This window comes from Sphingomonas sp. CFBP 8765, assembly GCF_014841445.1.
GTDB lineage: Bacteria > Pseudomonadota > Alphaproteobacteria > Sphingomonadales > Sphingomonadaceae > Sphingomonas > Sphingomonas aerolata.
This window is the reverse complement of the sequence record NZ_JACYTY010000004.1, coordinates 15,109-33,802: the sequence shown is the minus strand read 5'-3', so window position 1 is coordinate 33,802 and position 18,694 is coordinate 15,109. Positions and strand designations below refer to the sequence as shown.

General features: G+C 62.7%; 13 protein-coding genes and 2 pseudogenes. 5 read left to right on the top strand and 10 right to left on the bottom strand.

The annotated features are described in order from the left end of the window. Positions 1-153: 153 nt before the first annotated feature. From IFT87_RS11560 to IFT87_RS11550, 3 genes are read right to left on the bottom strand one after another with little or no spacing between them, the layout of a single operon-like run. Positions 154-3,042 (bottom strand): glycoside hydrolase family 31 protein, encoded by a 2,889-nt coding sequence (locus tag IFT87_RS11560; RefSeq protein WP_192008567.1) that lies wholly within the window; start codon positions 3,040-3,042, stop codon positions 154-156. Positions 3,043-3,094: 52 nt separating this feature from the next. Beyond that, positions 3,095-4,717, bottom strand: a complete 1,623-nt coding sequence (locus IFT87_RS11555) for a DUF5597 domain-containing protein (protein ID WP_192008566.1) — start codon at positions 4,715-4,717, stop codon at positions 3,095-3,097. A 10-nt stretch (positions 4,718-4,727) separates the two neighbouring features. Beyond that, positions 4,728-6,938 (bottom strand): hypothetical protein, encoded by a 2,211-nt coding sequence (locus IFT87_RS11550; protein ID WP_192008565.1) that lies wholly within the window; start codon positions 6,936-6,938, stop codon positions 4,728-4,730. A 206-nt stretch (positions 6,939-7,144) separates the two neighbouring features. Here IFT87_RS11550 and IFT87_RS11545 point away from each other — a divergent pair, with 206 nt between their 5' ends. Continuing rightward, entirely contained in the window at positions 7,145-7,915 is a 771-nt protein-coding gene (locus IFT87_RS11545; RefSeq protein WP_249403344.1) for an SGNH/GDSL hydrolase family protein, read from the top strand. A gap of 179 nt (positions 7,916-8,094) precedes the next feature. Here IFT87_RS11545 and IFT87_RS11540 read toward each other — a convergent pair whose 3' ends face one another. Next, entirely contained in the window at positions 8,095-8,661 is a 567-nt protein-coding gene (locus tag IFT87_RS11540) for a hypothetical protein (protein ID WP_192008562.1), read from the bottom strand. Positions 8,662-9,272: 611 nt separating this feature from the next. Between IFT87_RS11540 and IFT87_RS11535 the strand changes: the two genes are divergently transcribed. Continuing rightward, the gene (locus IFT87_RS11535) at positions 9,273-9,620 is read left to right on the top strand and encodes a hypothetical protein (RefSeq protein WP_128082071.1); all 348 of its coding nucleotides are present in this window, start codon (positions 9,273-9,275) and stop codon (positions 9,618-9,620) included. A 260-nt stretch (positions 9,621-9,880) separates the two neighbouring features. Here IFT87_RS11535 and IFT87_RS11530 read toward each other — a convergent pair whose 3' ends face one another. Beyond that, the gene (locus tag IFT87_RS11530) at positions 9,881-10,237 is read right to left on the bottom strand and encodes a winged helix-turn-helix transcriptional regulator (RefSeq protein WP_192008561.1); all 357 of its coding nucleotides are present in this window, start codon (positions 10,235-10,237) and stop codon (positions 9,881-9,883) included. 121 nt (positions 10,238-10,358) lie between these two features. Here IFT87_RS11530 and IFT87_RS11525 point away from each other — a divergent pair, with 121 nt between their 5' ends. Beyond that, entirely contained in the window at positions 10,359-10,685 is a 327-nt protein-coding gene (locus IFT87_RS11525; RefSeq protein WP_192008560.1) for a putative quinol monooxygenase, read from the top strand. Positions 10,686-10,958: 273 nt separating this feature from the next. On the opposite strand, the gene IFT87_RS11520 is transcribed toward IFT87_RS11525, so the two are convergent. Continuing rightward, positions 10,959-13,709 carry a TonB-dependent receptor gene (locus IFT87_RS11520; protein WP_037528267.1) on the bottom strand — a complete coding sequence of 917 codons (2,751 nt, stop codon included), beginning with the start codon at positions 13,707-13,709 and terminating at the stop codon, positions 10,959-10,961. A gap of 833 nt (positions 13,710-14,542) precedes the next feature. Further along, positions 14,543-16,240, bottom strand: coding sequence for a methyl-accepting chemotaxis protein (locus IFT87_RS20725; protein WP_192008558.1), 1,698 nt, complete (start codon positions 16,238-16,240; stop codon positions 14,543-14,545). Positions 16,241-16,331: 91 nt separating this feature from the next. Between IFT87_RS20725 and IFT87_RS20465 the strand changes: the two are divergent. Beyond that, a pseudogene (locus IFT87_RS20465) lies at positions 16,332-16,501 on the top strand (IS3 family transposase); the annotation flags it as partial. Here the strand turns inward: IFT87_RS20465 and IFT87_RS20720 are convergent. The 3 genes and pseudogenes from IFT87_RS20720 to IFT87_RS11500 all read right to left on the bottom strand — a co-directional run. Continuing rightward, on the bottom strand, positions 16,483-16,797 hold the full coding sequence (locus IFT87_RS20720; RefSeq protein WP_192008556.1) for an IS3 family transposase: 315 nt from the start codon (positions 16,795-16,797) through the stop codon (positions 16,483-16,485). The pseudogene IFT87_RS20465 and the gene IFT87_RS20720 sit on opposite strands and share 19 nt — an antisense overlap. Positions 16,798-16,835: 38 nt before the next feature. Continuing rightward, positions 16,836-17,018 carry a transposase gene (locus tag IFT87_RS11505; RefSeq protein ID WP_192008554.1) on the bottom strand — a complete coding sequence of 61 codons (183 nt, stop codon included), beginning with the start codon at positions 17,016-17,018 and terminating at the stop codon, positions 16,836-16,838. A 134-nt stretch (positions 17,019-17,152) separates the two neighbouring features. Continuing rightward, a pseudogene (locus IFT87_RS11500) lies at positions 17,153-17,703 on the bottom strand (transposase); the annotation flags it as partial. Between the two features lie 391 nt (positions 17,704-18,094). On the opposite strand from IFT87_RS11500, the gene IFT87_RS11495 reads away from it, so the two are divergent. Beyond that, positions 18,095-18,685, top strand: a complete 591-nt coding sequence (locus tag IFT87_RS11495; protein ID WP_320481123.1) for an RNA polymerase sigma factor — start codon at positions 18,095-18,097, stop codon at positions 18,683-18,685. Positions 18,686-18,694 lie beyond the last annotated feature (9 nt).

Below are 18,694 nucleotides of genomic sequence, written 5' to 3'. Positions count from 1 at the left end.
CTCTCTACATGCCGTCTCTGGACGGCCGGCGCATGCCGTCCCTCCTGGTCTCGTTTCGCCCGATCTAGCCCGGCATTCGTTGCGGCGTCCAGATGTCCGCCGCGACTGTTCAGGCCCGAAGGGATTTCGCGTCCGTGCCCCCTCGCGCGGCCATCAACGCGGGCGCTGCACCGTGATCGCCTTGCCCGCATAGGTCACCGTCGCATCGGCGGTATCGGCGTCGGTCACCGGCTTGCCGGGCGTGATCCAGCGCACGTTGATCGTGCGGGATGTCGCCATGCCCTTGAAGCCCTTGCCCTCGCGCGCACCGAGCGACAGCGTGCCCGCTGCATCGTCATACCGCATCGGAATGCGCGCAAACGCACCGCCGCGATATTGCTCGCTGCGACCGTCATCCTCGTACAGGCTGAACTGTCCGCTGGCGCCGGTATAGACGGTCACCGTCACGGGTGCGTCGGGCAGGTCATCGACATGCTGGCGGACAGGCCCCATCGGTACGATCGCCCCCGCCTTCACGAACAGCGGCATGCGTGTGTAGAGCGCGGGCGCGTCAATCGTCTGGCCGCCGCGATACGTCTGGCCGGACTGGAAATCATACCAAAGCGTCGCCGCGCCCGGCAGATAGACCGACCGCGACCGAGCCTTGTAGTCGGTGACCGGCGCGACCAGAAACGCATGGCCGAACATATACTGGTCGTTGATCCGGCGCGCCTTCACGTCGTCGGGATAATCCATCACCATGCCCCGCATGATGCTGCCGTCCTTGAACCACGTCTCCGCGGCGAGCGTGTAGATATAGGGCATCAGACGATAGCGCAGCTGATCATACCATAGCATCGACGCGCGCATCGGCGTGCCTTCGGGCGCGATCTCGTAGATCTCGCGGTACGGGCTCTCGCCATGGCTGCGGAACAACGGGCTGAACGCGCCGAACTGGAACCAGCGCAGGTTGAGCTCGCGCCATTCGTCGAGATCGGCAGGCTTGGGCGTCTTGCTCGCATAGCGATCCTCGAGCGCGAAGCCGCCGATATCGTGCGTCCAGTTGGGTATGCCCGACATCGACGCATTGACGCCCGCGGACACCTGCGCGCGCAGGTCATACCAGCGGCTGGCGACATCGCCCGACCAGATCGCGGCCCCCTCGCGCTGCAGTCCGCCAAAGCCCGAACGGGTCAGGATGAACGGCCGGACATCGGGCTTGTACTGGCGCCAGCCGTCATAGACCGCCCCGGCATGGACCAGCGAGAAGCTGTTGAAGAATTCCTCCGCCGGCCCGCGCGCGGTCGGCCCCATCGCGGCGATCCGCTCGGGGATCGACAGGTTCGAATGGATGTCCGGCTCCGACGCATCGAGCCACCAGGCGTCGATGCCGAACTTTGCCAGGCTGTCGCGCATCTGCCGCCAGAAGATCGTCCGTGCCTCGGGCGCATAGGGATCATAGTCGGTATTGGCATAGCCGGGCCCGACCCAGTCCTTGTTCGCCATCTTCAGATTGCCGTCATAGACGAAACCCTTAGCCGCCAGCTCCTTGTAATTGTCGGTGGTCGGGTAGAATTTCGGCCAGACGGAGATCATGAAGTTCGCGTTAAGATCGTGGAGCTGGTCGACCATCTTCTGCGGCTCCGGAAAGCGCGTCTTGTCGAACTGATGGCTGCCCCAGGCGTTTTCGGGCCAGTAGAACCAGTCCTGGACGATGTTGTCGAGCGGGATGCGGAGGTCGCGATACTTGCGGACCACGTCGACGACCTCGTCCTGCGTGTTGTAGCGCTGGCGCGACTGCCAGAAGCCATAGGCCCATTTGGGCATCATGACGGCCTTGCCGGTCAGCTTGCGATAGCCCGCAATCACGTCGTCCATGTCGCTGCCGGGCACGTACCAGTAATTGACCGACCGCGCGACGTCGCTGGTGAACCAAGCCGAGTGGCGATCGGCCTGGGGCAGCGGGTCATTGTGGAGCAGCGCGATATATCCGGCGTTCGGATCCCATTCGATGCGGATCTCCGCCGCCTTGCCCCTGGTCATCGGCAGGTCGAAATTGGCGTACCAGGGATTCCAGTTCTGCCGCCAGCGGTTGAGCACCTCGCGCCCGTCGACGAACACCTTGAAATAGCTCGAGCCGTAGAGCTGGAATTTATGGTCGCCCGTCTGGTCGGGCGTGACGCGGCCGGTCCATACGACCCGCTGCGTCTGGGCTGCATTGCCTGCCGTATTCTGGCCGCCGGTAGCCGCCACCGTGCGCGCCTTGGCCGCCTCGGGCCAGTTCGCCTGATCCTTGATATACTGATAGTTGATCGTGGCTTCCTGGCGCGTGACCGCCAGCTTGCCGTCGAGATAATAGTTCGCGGTGAAGCCCGGCTTGCCGTTGCTCGTCACGCGCAGGCCCGTGTCGGTTCCCGCGCCGACCAGGTCATAAGGCTTGGGATTGCCGAACCGGGTGATCCCGTCATTGTCCCACAGGATGCCGTACTTGCCGGTCGAAACCAGGAAGGGCACGGCGATGTCCATGTTATGCTGCGCGAGTTCGACGTCCTCGCTGTTATAATCCATCTGCGCGTTCTGGTGCTGGCCAAGTCCGTAAAAGGCTTCGCTGGTACCGCGATTGAACTGCTGCGACGCCGTGACATATTGCCGCCCGTCGACCGTCTTCGGCAGGAAGCGGCGTGTATTGGCCTCGTCGAGCACCGTCTTGCCGGTGGCGTCGAGGAACCGGACATGCCCGGTCGCCAGGTCGACGTCCGCCGTATCCCGCGCCGTCTTGATGAGGACATGCCCTGCCCGCTCCGTCACCGTATACGCGCCCGCCTTTGGGGGGCTCGGCACCATCAGGCTCGTGGTGCGGGTCACGCCGATCGAACTCGTCGGGGCGGCGACGACGTGGATGATCCCGTCGCCGTGAACCGTGACCTCTACGCGCGCGGTCGCGCCGCCTGCGGGGGTCACGGCAATGCCGCCGTCGATCTTCTCGTATTCGCCGGGTGCAGCGGCGTGCGCGGAGGCGATCGCGCTGCTCGCCAGCAACAGGGTCAGGAATGGCTTGGTCATCTTACTCTCCAACAGTGCCGACGCCGCCAGCGGCGCGTCGATCGATAATGTTTCAGCGATATGCGCCCATCGTGACCCGGAGCAGCACGGGCTCGATCAGGTTGATCCCGTAGTCAGTCTGGTCGCCGTTCCAGATCCGGTCGCGCACCCAGACACTGTCCCGAAAATGCCCCTCCTCGACGCGCAGGATGAGGCCGTTTGCAGGGCCGCCCGGTCGCGCGCCGAAGTTGAGCCGGACATGGTCGCCCGCGACCAGGAAGACATTGGCGGACACGTGCGCGATCGCCGCGCCGCCGACGGGCTCGTTGCCCCATGGCGCGGGCTCGGTCTTGATCCAGGTCCAGTCCTTCTGACCGAACTGCCATTCGCCCCAGGTCGCAGCGATCGTCCAGTCGCCCATCACGGTCGACCGGGGCGTATTGTCGTCGGGTTTGAAAACGCCCCAGGTCGGACGCTCGAACGCGTTCTTCGCCCACTCACGCGCCATGCCGGCGAACAGGGCATAGGGCTTGGCGATCGCGTCGAGCGTCGCCTCGTCCAGAGACCGGGCGCCGAGCGGATAGTTGACGTAGCCGGTATCATCCATCCCGAACGGCGCGTAGCCGATCGCGCCACGACCCAGCGCCCCGTAGAAATAGCGCGCGAATTCGCGGGCATTGCCGATTTCGGGAACCATCAGTGCATTGTCGGGCCGCGCATATTTATCGAGATATTGCGCGACGTTCTCGCTCGCACGGTCATAGATGTCTGGCGCGGCGAAATCGATCGACGGCGCTGCGGCCTTCCAGATATCGAGCACGTCCTGCTGCGGCCCGCCACTGGCGACGCCGGTCGGGTCGGGCACATTGGAAGGTCCGGCCAGCGATGCGTTGACGTACATCGGGATCGACTTGACCGTCTTGCCCGCCGCAGCGATCTCGTCGACATATCGTGCCGTGTGCCAGGTGTTGAACGCACGGTCGGCCTGCGCGCCAAACAATGCGGTCCAGCTTCCGGCAGGCTTGCCGAGCTTGCGCGTCAGCGCCGCGGGCACGGGCTTCGCGAACAGCGCGTTCGCCGCCGGGCTATAGTCGCGCGGGACGCGGTAGCTGCCGACCTCGTTTTCGGGCTGGACGAGGATGACCGTGTTCTGCGGATCATGCGCCTTGAGATAGCCGATCAGGCGTACAAAGGCGCGCTTGTCGGCCTCGAGCGTCGACCGGGCGACCGGCGTATGGACGGAGTGATCCTGCCCCGTCTTGTCCTTCATCCGGGGAAAGCGGCGATTGTCGAGCTTGACCCAGTCGGGCGTGTAGCCCGGCGCGGTATTCTTCCACGTTCCGAACCAGAGCAGGACGACCCGCTTGTCATGCGTGCGCGCCTCATCGAGCAGCGTCTGGACGAACGAGAAATCGAACTGCCCCTCGATCGGTTCGATCTGTTGCCAGGCAACGGGAATCTCGACGGTGTTCGCATGGATCCGCTCGAGCATCGGCCAGACCTTCGGCAGCGCGGAGGCGTAGTTGCTCGAGTTATTGACCTGCGCGCCGAGCATCAGGAAGGGCGCGCCGTCGACAATGAGAGCATGACGTCCGGCCTTCGTCTCGACGTGCGGCACCGGCGTCGCCTGTTGCGCATGTGCGGCGGTCACCAGCGCGGACATCGTCCAAGCAAGCAGCAGAGCCTGTCGTTTCATCGTCATCCCCTCAGCTCTTCTTGTTCCGGGCGACCGGATCGCCATAGACGACGCCGCGGCCGTCGGTGCCGATATAGACGCGGCCAAAGATCCGCGGATCGCCGCTGATCACGCGAAAGCGCAGTCCCCATTGATGCCGGTCGTCGTTGATCCGATGCCACGTCGTCGCCCCATCAATCGATCGCCACACCGCATCCTGTCCGGCCTGCTGGCCGATCGCGTAAAGTGCCGGCCAGCGGGCGCCGGCTGCCGCCTTGCCCAGACCGAATTGCGCGACGCGCAACCCTGCCCCGACCCGCGCCCAATGCACGCCGCCATCGACCGAGCGATACAGGTCGCCGCCAAGGTTGAGCCACAGCAGGCCCGCCGTGCCCGGCGTCGCTAGCAGCGGACTCTGCGCCTCCCGGTTGCGGCCCTGCGCGCTCGAAAGGTCAGCGGGGAGGCCCTGTGCAGCGACGGGCGTGAAATGCGCGCCGCCGTCCGTGCTGCGCAACACGCGGTTGTTCAGCGTGTCGACGACGTAGAAGCGGGATGGGTCGACCTTGTCGGCGACCGGCCGATGCCCCGCCGGAAGACCCTGGATCCGGACCCAGGTCTGCCCGCGATCGCGGGTCAGGACTGGATGTTCGGTCTCGACGATAAACGCCGCACCGTCTGCCGAGACGATGATCGGCGCATCGCCGGTCCGTTCGGACGCGCCCCTGCCGGGCGTGACGAGGGGTCGCCAGCTCCGGGCCCCATCCTGCGACCAGGCCAGGCTCGCGCCCGCGACCTCGCGACTATGGCTGCTGCCACTGCGGACGACCACCGCCGGCGCCAGTCCCGCATAATCGAGCGTGTTGGTGTTGGTCAGATAGGGGTTACGGTGGCTGTTGGGCGGTGAAACCGTCAGATCGTCGTGACGGAATCCCGCAATATCGCCGAACCCCGAGATCAACGGTGCGCCCCCCGTCGGGCTGATCAGCGTGATGATCGCGGTCTGCTCGATATTCCGTGTCCAGGGCTTCCACGGCATGGCACCGGGTCGGTCGAAAGCGCGTGTCTCGTACAGCGTCGCGCCGGTCACATAGGCGGCGTGGCCCGGGTCGAACGGATCGATCGCAAGCCCGGCGATCCAGTGCCCGAAATCCGCCGGGCCATCGAACGCAAGGAACGGGGTCTGCGTCACATCGCGCGTGCTGCGCTGGTAGAGCTGGTCCCAATGCGCACCCGCGTCGCTCGATCGCCAGACGGTGTCGACGGGGCGATAGCGATTGACGGTACTGACGGCGATGACGCGCGGATCCTGCGCCGACACCGCCACGCCCATATAGCCTCCCGCCGGCGCATCCGGGCGCTTGTCGGGGGTCACGTCCGTCCACGCATTGGTCGCGGGATCATATCGCCAGACACCGCCTCGCGTGATCCCGTTCGGCCCGATCGCGTTGGAAAACGTCATCGTCAGGACGCCGTCCGCGCCGAGCACGGCCTTCACCGCGCGCATGCTGTCATCAGGCCCTCCGGACACGGTGCGCCACGACGCACCACCGTCATCGGACCGGAACAGATGCGCGCCGGGGTCCGCCTGGCCGACGAAGATCCGCCCGCGATGCGCGCGATCGAACAGGACGAAACTCAGCCCGCCATGCGTTGCGCGGGGCTGTACCGGTTTGCCGAGCCCCCCAACCGGAAAGCTGTCGACCTTTCGCCAATGCGCACCCGAATCGTCGCTTCGCGACAGGCCGTCATGGCGTGACCCGAACATCAGCGTCGCCGGGCGATGCGGGTCGATCGCAAGCCGTTCGCCAAGGCCGCGGCCATCCTCGTTGCCGCCCATCGAGAACGGTACCGGCGTGATCCGCCACCGCGCGCCACGGTCGTCCGATCGCCAGATCGCCGCTTCGCCCCGCGCCGACATGCCCGCCGCGAGATACACGATATCCGCATCGACCGGATCCGCGGCGATGCTCTCGATCCCCATATAGCTGCTGACGGCATTACCATCCTGCAACGGCAGCCAGGCACGCTCGGCCGCGTCCCAGCGATAGGCGCCGCCCATGTCGGTACGCAGATAGGCGAGCCCACGCTCGACGGTGCTGAAGATGATGCCGGGCGCGAAGCCGCCGCCACCGACCCGCACGTTGCGCCACGCATAGGGCGCACGAGCCGGAGAAACCTTGGCGTGCGACGCGGCGGGACGGGAATGCGCCGACAGGGCGAGCAACGCGATCGCGCTCGTCAAGACCACCCTCTTCCCCACCAGTCCCGTCCCCTCTAGCCTCGCAACCGATAAGCTCCGGTCGCGTCGCGCCGCTGTATTGCCTGATCCGATAGCGGTAACAAGGTTTGTATGATAAATTGCGGTAATTATATAATTGCGCCTGCCGAGGGCGCCGTACGACACAGGAAAGGATCCACCGCATGGCGATGAAACACTGGCTCTTGCCAATGATACTTGTTGTGTTGCCAATCACCGTCGCCGCGCAGACGAGTGACGCAGACACGCCCTATGCCAGCGATCCGGTGGGTATCGTCGCCGACCCCTGCCCGCAACATCCAGCACCGGCCGATTCAGCCGGCTGGGCAGCGTGGAAACGGCATATGCTGACCCGCGACTTTGGCCAGTTATGCCGTTACGCTGCGGATAATCGCGGACTCGCCGGCAAGACGGTCCGCGTCGTGTTCATGGGCGATTCGATCACCGACAACTGGATCCATGCCGACGCCGCATTGTTCTCGAACGGCGTGGTCGATCGCGGGATCAGCGGGCAGACGACCCCGCAGATGCTCGTCCGGTTCCGCAGCGATGTCATCGCGCTCAAACCGCGGGCAGTCCACATCATGGCCGGGACCAACGACATCGCCGGCAACACCGGCGCCGCGACGATCGAGACTGTCGAAGGCAATATCCGGAGCATGGCCGAACTCGCGCGCGCGCACGGGATCATGGTGATCCTCGCCTCGGTTCCCCCCGCCGCCGCCTTTCCCTGGAGCCCCGACAAACGCCCGGTCCCGCAGATCGCCGCGCTCAACGACTGGCTGCGCGGCTTTGCCAAAGCCAATGGCTTCACCTATGTCGATTATCACGCCGCACTTTCGACGCCGGCGGGGGCGATGAAGCCCGGCTACGCAACCGACGGCGTCCACCCGACCCCGCAGGGCTATGCCGCCATGCGCCCCCTCGCGACCGCGGCGATCGCCAAAGCGCTCGGCAGGTGACATTGGGGATTTCTGATCCCAGCGCATACAACCCGGCCGGAGGTTCACCGTGGCGAACCTCCGACCGGTGGCGCCAAGTGCGCGTGTCATGATCAAGCAATGATGCGTTGCAGAGGCTCTCCATCCTCAGCCTCACTCCAATGCTGGCACCAAATCAGGCGTCCGGGCTTTGGAACTGCTTACATCGGAATGACGCGCTGAGCCGTCGCGCTCGCGGTTTCCAGAAGCACTTCCACGGCTGCATCGCTGATACGCCTAGCCGTTTCGAGCGCGGCGGCTGGGGTAAGCACAAAGTCCACGTCTGCAGGGCCGCGTACATGGACGACGGACCCTTCTGGGCTAGCATCGCTCGGCTCGTTGCCTGACGTCATACTGAGGCTTTCCCCGGGCTTGTTCGTCACCCAATCCCTTGCCTGAACGATCGACGTAAAAATCCGTGTATTTGGGTCGGGAATGCGTCCGGCTTGCAAATCTGCAAATCCCAACGACGACACGACGGCGGTTCTGTCCGCGTTGAGATGTCCAAGTCGCGCAACCATTGCGCGCAGCGCCTTGGTGACAAGAAGATCCCTGGGCACCGTGGCTCTGATTTCGATAATCAGCGATGTCGGCCGCCCCGAGACCAGAAGCCGTTTCAGCTCTTGCCGAAATGCCGGCTCAAACGTCGCCACCGTCGCGGCTGTCCAAACGCCTTTCTGGGTGACCGTCAGAAGCGGTATCGCAGGCTCTAGCTCGAAACAAAACATTGGTCACTCCCCCAGATAAGCGGGAGCACTCCAGCGTCTCTCAGCCAACGGAACGCCGTTGATGGTAGCTTTCGTAGACTTAAGTTAGGAAGTTCGCACCAACAATCTATATCCTTTGAGTCAGCCGCCGCCGTTCCGCCTCATACGGCAGGAGAGCTTCCCGACTGGTCCGGTAATCCGAAGCGCACCCGGAAGGCCCGCAGCGGAAAGCCTGGATGCCCAGAGCCGCAATATTTCAAGGGAACAATGTCCACATGGCTAGAATCTATCTCGCGTTTCTTGCGTCGGCAATGTCCGGTTTAAATGAGCTCGTCTGACGGCGGTAAAAGCAAAAATTGGCTACTTTGTGGGCCTTCTACTTTTCTGACTACCTTACGGACTAAGGACGCTAAACCGGGATATCGTTGATTGAAAAGCATCGGCCTATAGATACTCAACGAACTCGCAGCTTAGCTAATTCGCGAGGATATTTTATAGATCGGATTTAGCGCCTCGTTGATCAATTCCGATCAGGCGTGTCTGTTGTCGGATGCATAAGCCGCGCCCGCGCTGGACCGGTACGCATCGAATCTCTATATTGACGATGCGCCAGCTTCTGATCGGATGAAGCCATGGTCTTGTTGACCCTATCTCATCTCGTGAATGTTATCGTTGTGACGGTCATTCCAGCGTTGATCGCGCGCGACGTGCCCGCGATGACTGTGTGCTACGGCGTCGACAGTGCTGCGCGGCGTATCCTTGCATGCCTTTACGCGACCATCGCAATGGCCAGCGCCGTCGCGCTGATCGGTCAGGCTTCGGGCAATACGACGCTGTCGATCGCCATCGCCGGCGTCTTGTTTCCGATGCAGATAACCTACAAGCTGATGACCATACCCGCGGTCGGCTGGCGCAATCCGGTGGTAAAGAGCAACCTGGCCATCGCTCTGCTGCACACGGCAACCTTAGCTACGATTTGACACGAGCGCTTCTTGGACGCGCGAGGAGATAGCATTTCAAACGGCAGCTACCAGGATCGTCGCCGGGCGCCTGACCGCAAACATGTCAGGCCATCAGCAGCCTCGCCTTTCTGTACGTTAGTCTGATGTTCGCCGAGGGAGGACAGTGGAACGGCGGCTTTCGGGACGGCGGCCGGCAATAGCCGACATCGCGGCGATGCCTCTTCAAAAAAGATACAATATTGAGAAAGCCTTAGCAACGAGGCGCAGTTAACGGCTCTCTAGCTCGCCCTCGAAGTCATGATGGCCGAAGCGCGGGTGCGGTTCCTTACGCCCCACTCGCACAGGGGCAGCAGAGCCTCGATCAGCGTCATGCCAAACGGCGTGACGGTGTAATCGACCTTGGGCGGCACTTCGCCATAATCGTGACGAACCACTACGCCTGCCGAAGCGAGTTCACGCAATTGCTGGATCAGCACCTTTTCGCTGATACCGGCAACCGCCCGCTTGAGATCGCCGAACCGCCTCGGACCCGAGCTGAGATGGTACAGGATCAGCGGCTTCCACTTGCCGCCCATGATGGCCAGCGCGACATCAAGGCCACAGTTACTTGCAGCGTCAGATCGGGGAACGTTCATCAAGCCTCTTTGACACTTACCTTTAGGTAGGTTCTACCCGCAGTACCAGTGCCGGTCCATATCCCGGAAACGTGCGCGACGGGATCGATCATCTTTTCCGTCGCCACAATGGAGCTTGGATATGACCGACACCCCGACCATCCTGATCTATGCAACATATCGCATCCAGCTCAGCGACGTGGAGGCGTTCCGGGATATCGCTTCGCGCATGGGGAGCGCAGCCAGACTCCGGGACGGCTGTGTATTTCTCGACATTACGGAGGAAGTAGGTGCCGCCGGCACGTTCCGCCTGATTGAAGCCTGGCGAGATCAGGCGGCGTTGAACGCGCACCTCTCCACGCCCGATTTTAAAGCGGTATTCGAAGAAGCCGGGAAACTCGGCATTATCGACCGTCAGGCGGACGCCTATTCAATTTCGGGCAGAGCGGCGTTTGATATGCCGTCCTGAGCTGAAAGAACGCGGCATCCGCGTGAACGTCGTCTCGTCCGGGAGGCACTGAAACACGTCTTATCCGGTACTATTTTGACGCAACGCCGGGAGCTGACGAAGAGCTGATCACAGGCGTTCCACTCCGGCGCCTGGGGCGGCTTGAACTTGTCGCGAGTGCCGTCCTGTTGCTGGCGTCGAGCGAGAGCGGCAAGGGCGCTACGCGAGACTTGGGGATTCTCCACAACGAGATTACGCGGCAGGCCCCGCCCCCACGGCGAGGCCTGCCGAGGATCAGAACTGCCCGCGAACGCCTAGGCTGATGCGGCTGCCCGAGGATTCGTAGATTGCCGGAAAGGACGGATCCATCGTGTAGCCGGTCGTCTTCGCGTTCCCGACGTTGATGCCCTGCAGCTCGACACGGACGTTGCGCGTCACTTGATAGCTGGCGGCGACGTCGAACTGGCCATAGGCATCGCGGTAGACCGGATACATGTTGCGCTCGATCCGCTCCACATAGGCACCCTTGCGGTTGTACGAGACGCGCAGCGACAGCGGTCCCTTGTCGTAGAAGACCGTGGCATTGTAGGTCTTGTCGGCAAGGCCGATCGGCGAGGTATCGATGCCGAGGTCGGACTGCCCCGTCAGCGAACTGTTGAGGAAGGTGGCGTTGGCGTTGACGCCGAAGCCGTCCGCCCAGTCCGCGACCATGCCGAACGGGATCACTGCGTTCACCTCGACGCCGCTGACCTTGTACGCGCCCTTGGCGTTGACGGGCTGGTAGACGTCGAAGTCATAGACGCCGTTGACCGTGCCGTTGGCATTGTAGACCGTCACGCCGGGTACCTCACCGGTCAACTGGCTCTGCACCACACCCTTGATCTTCTTCCAGAAATAGGACGCTGCCAGAATACCGCCGCGCGGGAGATACTGCTCGAGGCCGACTTCCCACTGATCGGCAAGCGTAGGCTTCAGGCCGGGATTGCCGTCGGTGTACCGGAAATTGCCGATGCTCGCGATCCGCTTATACGCCAGATCGGTCAACGCCGGGCGGATCAGCGTCTTGGACGCGGCAGCGCGCAGGAACAGGCTGTCGGTCAGCTCGGCATGCGCGTTGAACGAGGGCAGGAATTTCTCATATTTGCCGTCGCTTGACACCGGCGCGGGGGTCAGGCCGATCGAGCCGCTCGGGTTCTGGACCTGCTGGAACCCTTCCGAATTGATCGTGGTGCGCAGATAGCGGCCACCCAGATTGACGAAGAGCGGCACGGCCACGTCGAACTCGAAATCGACCATCGCATAGCCGGCGATCGTCTCTTCCTTGACCTTGTAATAGTTCGCATCGCTGAACGGCGTGACGAACCCGTCGGGCCGGAAGAAGTCGCGCGCATAGGCGTTCGAGACCTGCGCCCAGCTCAGGTCGCGTGCCTGGTAGTTTTTCCCGCCGACGATGTCGGTGACGGTCTCGAGCGGGCTGTCGCCCAGCTTGCGGGTGTTGACATAGGCAGTGCTGCCGCGGGTCGGACCCTGGATCTTCTCCTCGCCATATTGACGCTCGTTGGTCTTGTCGGTGTAGCGACCACCGAAATTGAAGCGCTTGAGCACCGACGAGTCAAACTGGTAGCTCAGATCGATCTGAGCGGCATATTTGTCGTCCTTGATCTGTTCGCGCGTGGTCTCATAGGCTTCGAACAGATACGAATTCGGCGCATCGTACATGTCGATCGTCTTCGGATTGGCGCTCGGGATCGTTTCGCCGCCATTCTCGGTATAGCGCGTGCGCGAGGGCGCATAGGCGACGTGCTTCAGATTGGCATAGTCGAGCGTCTTCCTGGCGCCGGAATAGCCACCCAGTGCATTGATCTTCCAGTTGCCCGTCGTCCAGTTCATCTCCCCGCCGAACTGCCGATAGTCGGTCTCGTTGATATATTCCTTGCTCAGGAATTCATGCTGTGTGTTGGTGTAGGAGACGTCGCGCAGCACGACGATGCCGCTATCCGCGAGCGTCTTGGCATCAAATTCGTGGATCGTCTCGAGCGTCGAATTGCTCGATGCCGAATAGCCGGCAGCGTCATATTCGTCCTCGGTCGTGTCGTATGATCCGAGAAAGGCGTCGAACGCCAGGCTGAAATCATCACTCGGCTTGTACTGCACCGAGCCCGACAGCCCGAGGCGGTCCTGATCGTTCTGATAGACGCGGTCGCCGACCTTATCGAGGAAGACGATTCTGTTCTTGTTGGCTTCGGTGAACGTCACGCCAGCGTCGCGCTGCAATACCGCGATCGCCTGGTTGCGGTAGACGGTGTTGGCACGATCGGTCCAGCGCGCGATCGGGCGGAAGTTGATACCCGAGTTGGAATCGGTGCGGTTTGTGCGCTGCTGCTTGGCGACCGAGACCAGCACGCCAAAATCGCCAAAGGTCTTGCTGGCGAGAAACGAGAAGTTGGGATCGAACTTTTCGGAGATCGAATTATACGCGCCATCAACGCTGCCGACCACGCGAAGCCCGGGGTTGTCGAACGGCCGCGCGGTACGGATCAGCACGGAGCCGGCGATGCCGCCCTCCTCGTCCGCCGCCACCGGCGACTTCTGCACGGTGACCGACTGGATCAGTTCGGACGCGAAGATGTCGAACTCGACGTCGCGGCCGCCCGAGCCCGAGGCGGTCGCCAGCTTGTTGATGGACACGAAGGTGAATTCGCTCGGCAGGCCGCGGACGTTGACGCGTGTGCCGAGGCCGCGTTCGCGTTCGATCGTCACGCCGGGCACGCGCTGCAGCGCTTCGGAGAGATTTTGCTCGGGGAAGTCGGCGATATCGGTGGCGATGATCGAGTCCGAAAAGCCGATCGTGTTGCGCTTCATGTCGATCGCTTCTTCGAGGCTGCGGCGATACCCGGAGACGAGGATCTCGTCGCCCGTATCGGCCTCCTGGCTGACGGGCGCCGCGACGGTTTGGGCAGCGGCCGGCGCCACGGACAGTGCTGCGGTCGCGGCTCCCAGGAGCAGGGACGCCATGCGGTCGACATGCTTCAAATTACGGATCATTGTTCGGTTTCCCCCGGTGCTGATATGCCAGTGACACCTCGCGAGGTGATCGCGGGACGTGCGACGTCGCGCCCCGAACGCGTTTTCGTTCGAGATCATGGTATATTTCACTTAATGGAACGGCAGTCCGCCTGCGGTGATACGTTGGGTCTAGCGCACGCGACGACTATTGATCGGGCAGACCAGACAATTCTTCATGCCGTCGCGTTGCAGCAGCAGGCGTACGCGTCGCCCGACTTTATCGCTTACATCGGCTTGTCAAAATGACGGACGCCAGCAACCAGCCAAGATCTAAAACATCGCGCCCCCAATTTCCGCATCCGGCTCCAGGCTGAATGCGGTAAACTTGTGACGTGCATGTTACGATGCGGCATGACTTGATCGTCACGTCGATGGCTGTGGCATATATTCGGATCAGCACGGCCAATGGCTGGACGTGATTTCCGCGTCAGGGCCCGAAGCTCCGGAAAGCATTTCCATATCGCTAGGTGTCTGAAAACACCGTGCCTGTCATTCTGGTGCCATCAAACGCAGCTAGGGAAAGCGCTTGCCGTAGAAGGTATTCCCGATGTCCAGCGCTTCCTCGCTCGTTCCCCATCAAATCGTCGATTGCATGTCGACGGGCCGGTCCCCGACCGCTGCGGATCTGGACAATGTCGCTGCGCGGATGTGGCGCGAAGGCGCGCGTGACCGTTCGGCATTTTCCTGGGGCGAGCTTTCGCCCACGGCTGCCGATCGCATCGTAGCAATGCGGGCCGCGGTCCTCGCGTTGGAGGGCAGCGGTCTACGCTGAACCGCGCCCGTGCGATGCTCCGGATCGACGGCGCGTAGCCTCAAGTTGCGTGCAGCGTCTCGAAGAAGCGCAACAGGGCGGCATCGATTGACGATGCCCCGTCTTCGACCAGCCGTGAGTCCATGCGGACCTTGGCTGCCATCCCCGTCGTGCTTTGCGTCGCGACGGATACCTGTGTCACCAGGCGCCCGATCAGGTCGAGGTCTGTAGCAGTTCCATCCACGTTCCGGCTGATGACCTGGCCGCTCTGCGCCTGTTCGCCAATGCTCGACGCGAGATCATCGGTGCCGCGAGCCATGTCCTCGACCATCGCGCGAATATGCAATAGACCGGCATAGGCTGCGCCGGTGCCGCGTTGCATGCCAGTTATCTGCTCCGCAATCTCACCCGTCGCTTCCGCGGTCTGCGCGGCCAAGGATTTCACGGCGTCGGCAACGACGGCAAACCCCTTTCCGGCTTCGCCGACACGGGCCGCCTCCATAGCGGCGTTCAGTGCGAGGAGCTTGGTTCGTGCAGCAATGGTCCTGATGACTCCGACGATGGCACCAATCGCACGGGCCTCATTCTGGACGTCGGTCATATCCTGTGCGAGCCGGGCTGCGCAGTCCGCGGCCTCTGCGCTGAGATCGGCAGACAGACGTGTACTCTGACTGGACAGACTTATCGCGCCCATAAACTGGTTCGTTGCCGCGGCAATATCCGTCGCTCCGTTGATCGCTCGCCTGACGGCTACGCCGACACTACCAAGCTCGCGCGTCGCGTCGGTCGAATGATCCTCGAGTTCGCCCGATGTCGTGGACAATTGTCCGGCTGCTCCGCGAAGCTCGGCAAGCACGTTCGCTATCTCGCCTTCCAACGTGGTTGCGGCCTGTCGGACGATGCGGTCACGTTCCGCCTCGGCTGTCTGTGCCGTGCGCCGCGCATCTTCGATTTGACGTTCGCGCTGAACCTCTGCCAACCGCTGCCGGCCATTATCGGCTTCCAACCGTCCGCGCTCCACGACCGAGGCCCGAAAGACTTCGATCGCGCGTGACATCCGACCGATCTCATCGGTTCGTTCTGCATGCGGCGTGCGACCTTCTGCATTCCCTCCGGCGATCACCGCCAATGTGTGTTCGATGTCCAGCAACGGGCGGACAATGGTCCGTTGGACGATCACCACCGTGCCGTAAGCGGCTAGTGCGAACAAAATGATGCCTGCCGCGACACTGATTGCGACTTCTTGCCGCTCCAGATCATGGGCGTTGCGGAACAGACGCTCGACCTCGACTTCCTGGGACGCGATGAGGGTATCGGCGATCCTGGATGCCATCCGCTCATTGGGACGGACGTCATCGCGAAAGACGGTCCACGCCCGATCTTGGCGACCCTTAGTGGCGTCATCGGCCATGATCGCCAACTGTCGTAATACGATTATCTGACTGGCTATATATGGGCTCCGTGCGCTTAACCCCGCTATCGGGTTCCGAACCAGCCGGGCAAGCTGCGTCCGCATCTGGATTGACCGTTTCGCGAACTTCCCATGGATAATCGCAAGTGCGCGAGGATCGCGTTCGAGCAGCAGGTTCAGCGCGTCACGTTGCAACGAGCGGCTGATCGACCGCACCTCGATCAGGTTGATCCGAACGGTCTGGCCGGCATTCGCCGCATCGCGCGCCGTCTGAACACGCTCTCTGGTACCGTGCCCGATCAGGCCCAGCAGGCACACCAGCCCCAGCATGATGGCGACGGGTACCATCAGTCGTGCGACCATGCTCCGCGACCAGAGTCTTAACGTTCGATTTGTCATAGGCGGCCGCTACGGCGCGCGTCTTAACTCTGTATGACAGATACTGAACAACGCAGGCCGGAAAGACCTGTTCTAAAAAAAGCGATGACGCCTGCCGTGAAGCAGCAAGCAGTCGCGCATCTCCGGTCGGTGCTGGGGATGAGCGAGCGGCGGGCGTATGCTGTCGTCGAAGCGGATCGCACGAGAATGCGCTATCGCTCGTGCCGGGGGATGAAGGCGACCGGCGGTCGCGTCCCAAGCGCGCGCTCGCGGCCGCTACGCTTGCGCACCGTCACCCGCTCCTCGCGATACAACCGATACACCTTCTTCAGGTTCATGCCTCTCCTCTCGCGCCTGAGCGGGGTCGCCAGCCGCCGGTAGCCGAACCAACGACGCTCGTTCGCGATCTCGCGCATCCGGACGCGGGCAGCATCGTCCTGCCCGCGAAGCGGCTCATAATGCCATGGCGACCGATTGACCCCGATAAGCCCGCAGGCACGCCCCTCGGAGAAACCGTGGTCAGCCATCAGCTCCTCCACTGCAGCGTAGCGCTTCGCAGACCGGATCAGTTTATTTCCAGCAGATCCTTCAGCCGACGGTTCTTGTCCTCGAGCGCCCGCAACCGCGCCGCCTCCGACACGGTCATCCCGCCGTATTTCGCCTTCCAGTTGTAGAACGTCGCGTCACTAATCCCGTGCTTCCGGCACAACTCGGCGGTTTTCACGCCGGCATCATACTCGCGCCGCACGCCAATGATCTAATCCCCGGTAAATCGGCCTCGCCGCATCACTCGTTTCAACTGACGAGCAAATTTCCCAATGGCATGATTTTGGGGAGCAGATCCGACCTCGTCGCATTTTCCAAGAAACGGGGACAGCCGCGACGCTTTCCCGCGGTGTCGAGGATGCCGAGGTAGCGCTGGATGCTTGCATCGACCTGATCCATCCGGCGCCGGATCGTGACAGGCGTGAAGTTACGGTCGCGCGCATTCACCGCGCGAAAGCGGCTCCCGTCCACCGCGACCGTGCCGCCCGCGATGAGGCCGAGCTGCCGACACAACAGCACGAACCGGCGACAAGCCGCCTGGATCGCAGCCCTTGTTCGCGTCGAAAGTCGGCGACGGTCTTGATATCCGGTGCGAGCTTGCCCGTCAGTCACATCAGCTCGACGTTGCGGCCCGCCTCGCGCTCCAGGCGTCGGCTCGACTGAACCTGATTCAGATAGCCGTAGACGTAAAGCTTGAGCAACGTCGCCGGACGATAGCCTGGCCGACCCGTCGCAGCGGCGTCGGCAAACCCCAGCGTCGCCAGATCCAGTTCGTCGACGAACACATCGACGATGCGCACGGTGCTGTCTTCCGCAACGTAGTCGTCCACGCAGGTCGGGAGAAAAAGCTGCTCCCGGCGGTCACACCCCTCGATGAAACGACCCATCCGACGTCTCCAGATGACGCCGGCAAGCATAGCCTAACAAGACGTTTCTACGCAGCCTCGGTGGTAAGCGGGCGGTCGCTTTTGAGAGACTATCGTCGCAAGTGGACGTTCGTTCAGGCGGTCGGGTAAGGGGCCAACCGGCCGCTTTCTGGTCGGACGCGGACCGTCCTGATCCGGCACGAAGAGCAACGTTTCTGCCGCGTGTTCATGCTCGCGAGAGTGAGCGGAATTGGCTTATCGTCTCGCGCTGATTGCTGGCAAGGTGAACGAGGCATCGGCCCGTGTGAACGCTGAGGACCGCTCATCCAGGACTTGATCGTATCGCTATGCGAAGTTGCGATTGAACCATTTCCTGCCGGACAGACACTAACGGGCGAACAGGAGGACCGGAGTGACAGGGGTCGGGTCTGCGGCGCCGCGCGCCAAGGACGGACACGGTATCGGCGAGGCCGCGCTGATCGATCGCATCCGTGCGCGCGATCGGCGGGCGTTCGAGATGCTCTATCGCGCGTGGGACACCCGATTGTCACGCTTCCTCCTCAATTTGTTACGCCGCCCGCATCTCGTGGAGGAGGTGCGGAACGATACCATGATGGTCGTGTGGAACCGGATCGGAGGCTTTAATGGTGAGAGCCGGCTGTCGACCTGGATGTTCGGAATTGCCTATCGCCAGGGCCTCGCGGCGCTGCGCAAGCTGGACGAGCCGGTCGATGACGACCGCTCGGAAGCACTCGCCAGCGACGCCGCGACACCCGAGGAGAACAGCCGGGCGGTCCGCGTGAAGCTGGCGCTGGCCGAAGCCATCGAAGGCTTGTCCGTGTCGCACCGTGCCGTCGTCAACCTGACCTATTACCAGGACTTCAGCTACCGCGAGATTGCCGAAATCATGGATTGCCCCGTCGATACCGTGAAGACGCGGATGTTTCACGCCCGCCGCCACCTCAAGCAAAGCCTTCCCGGCGATCTGTCGGACTGGCTCTAGAACAGGACA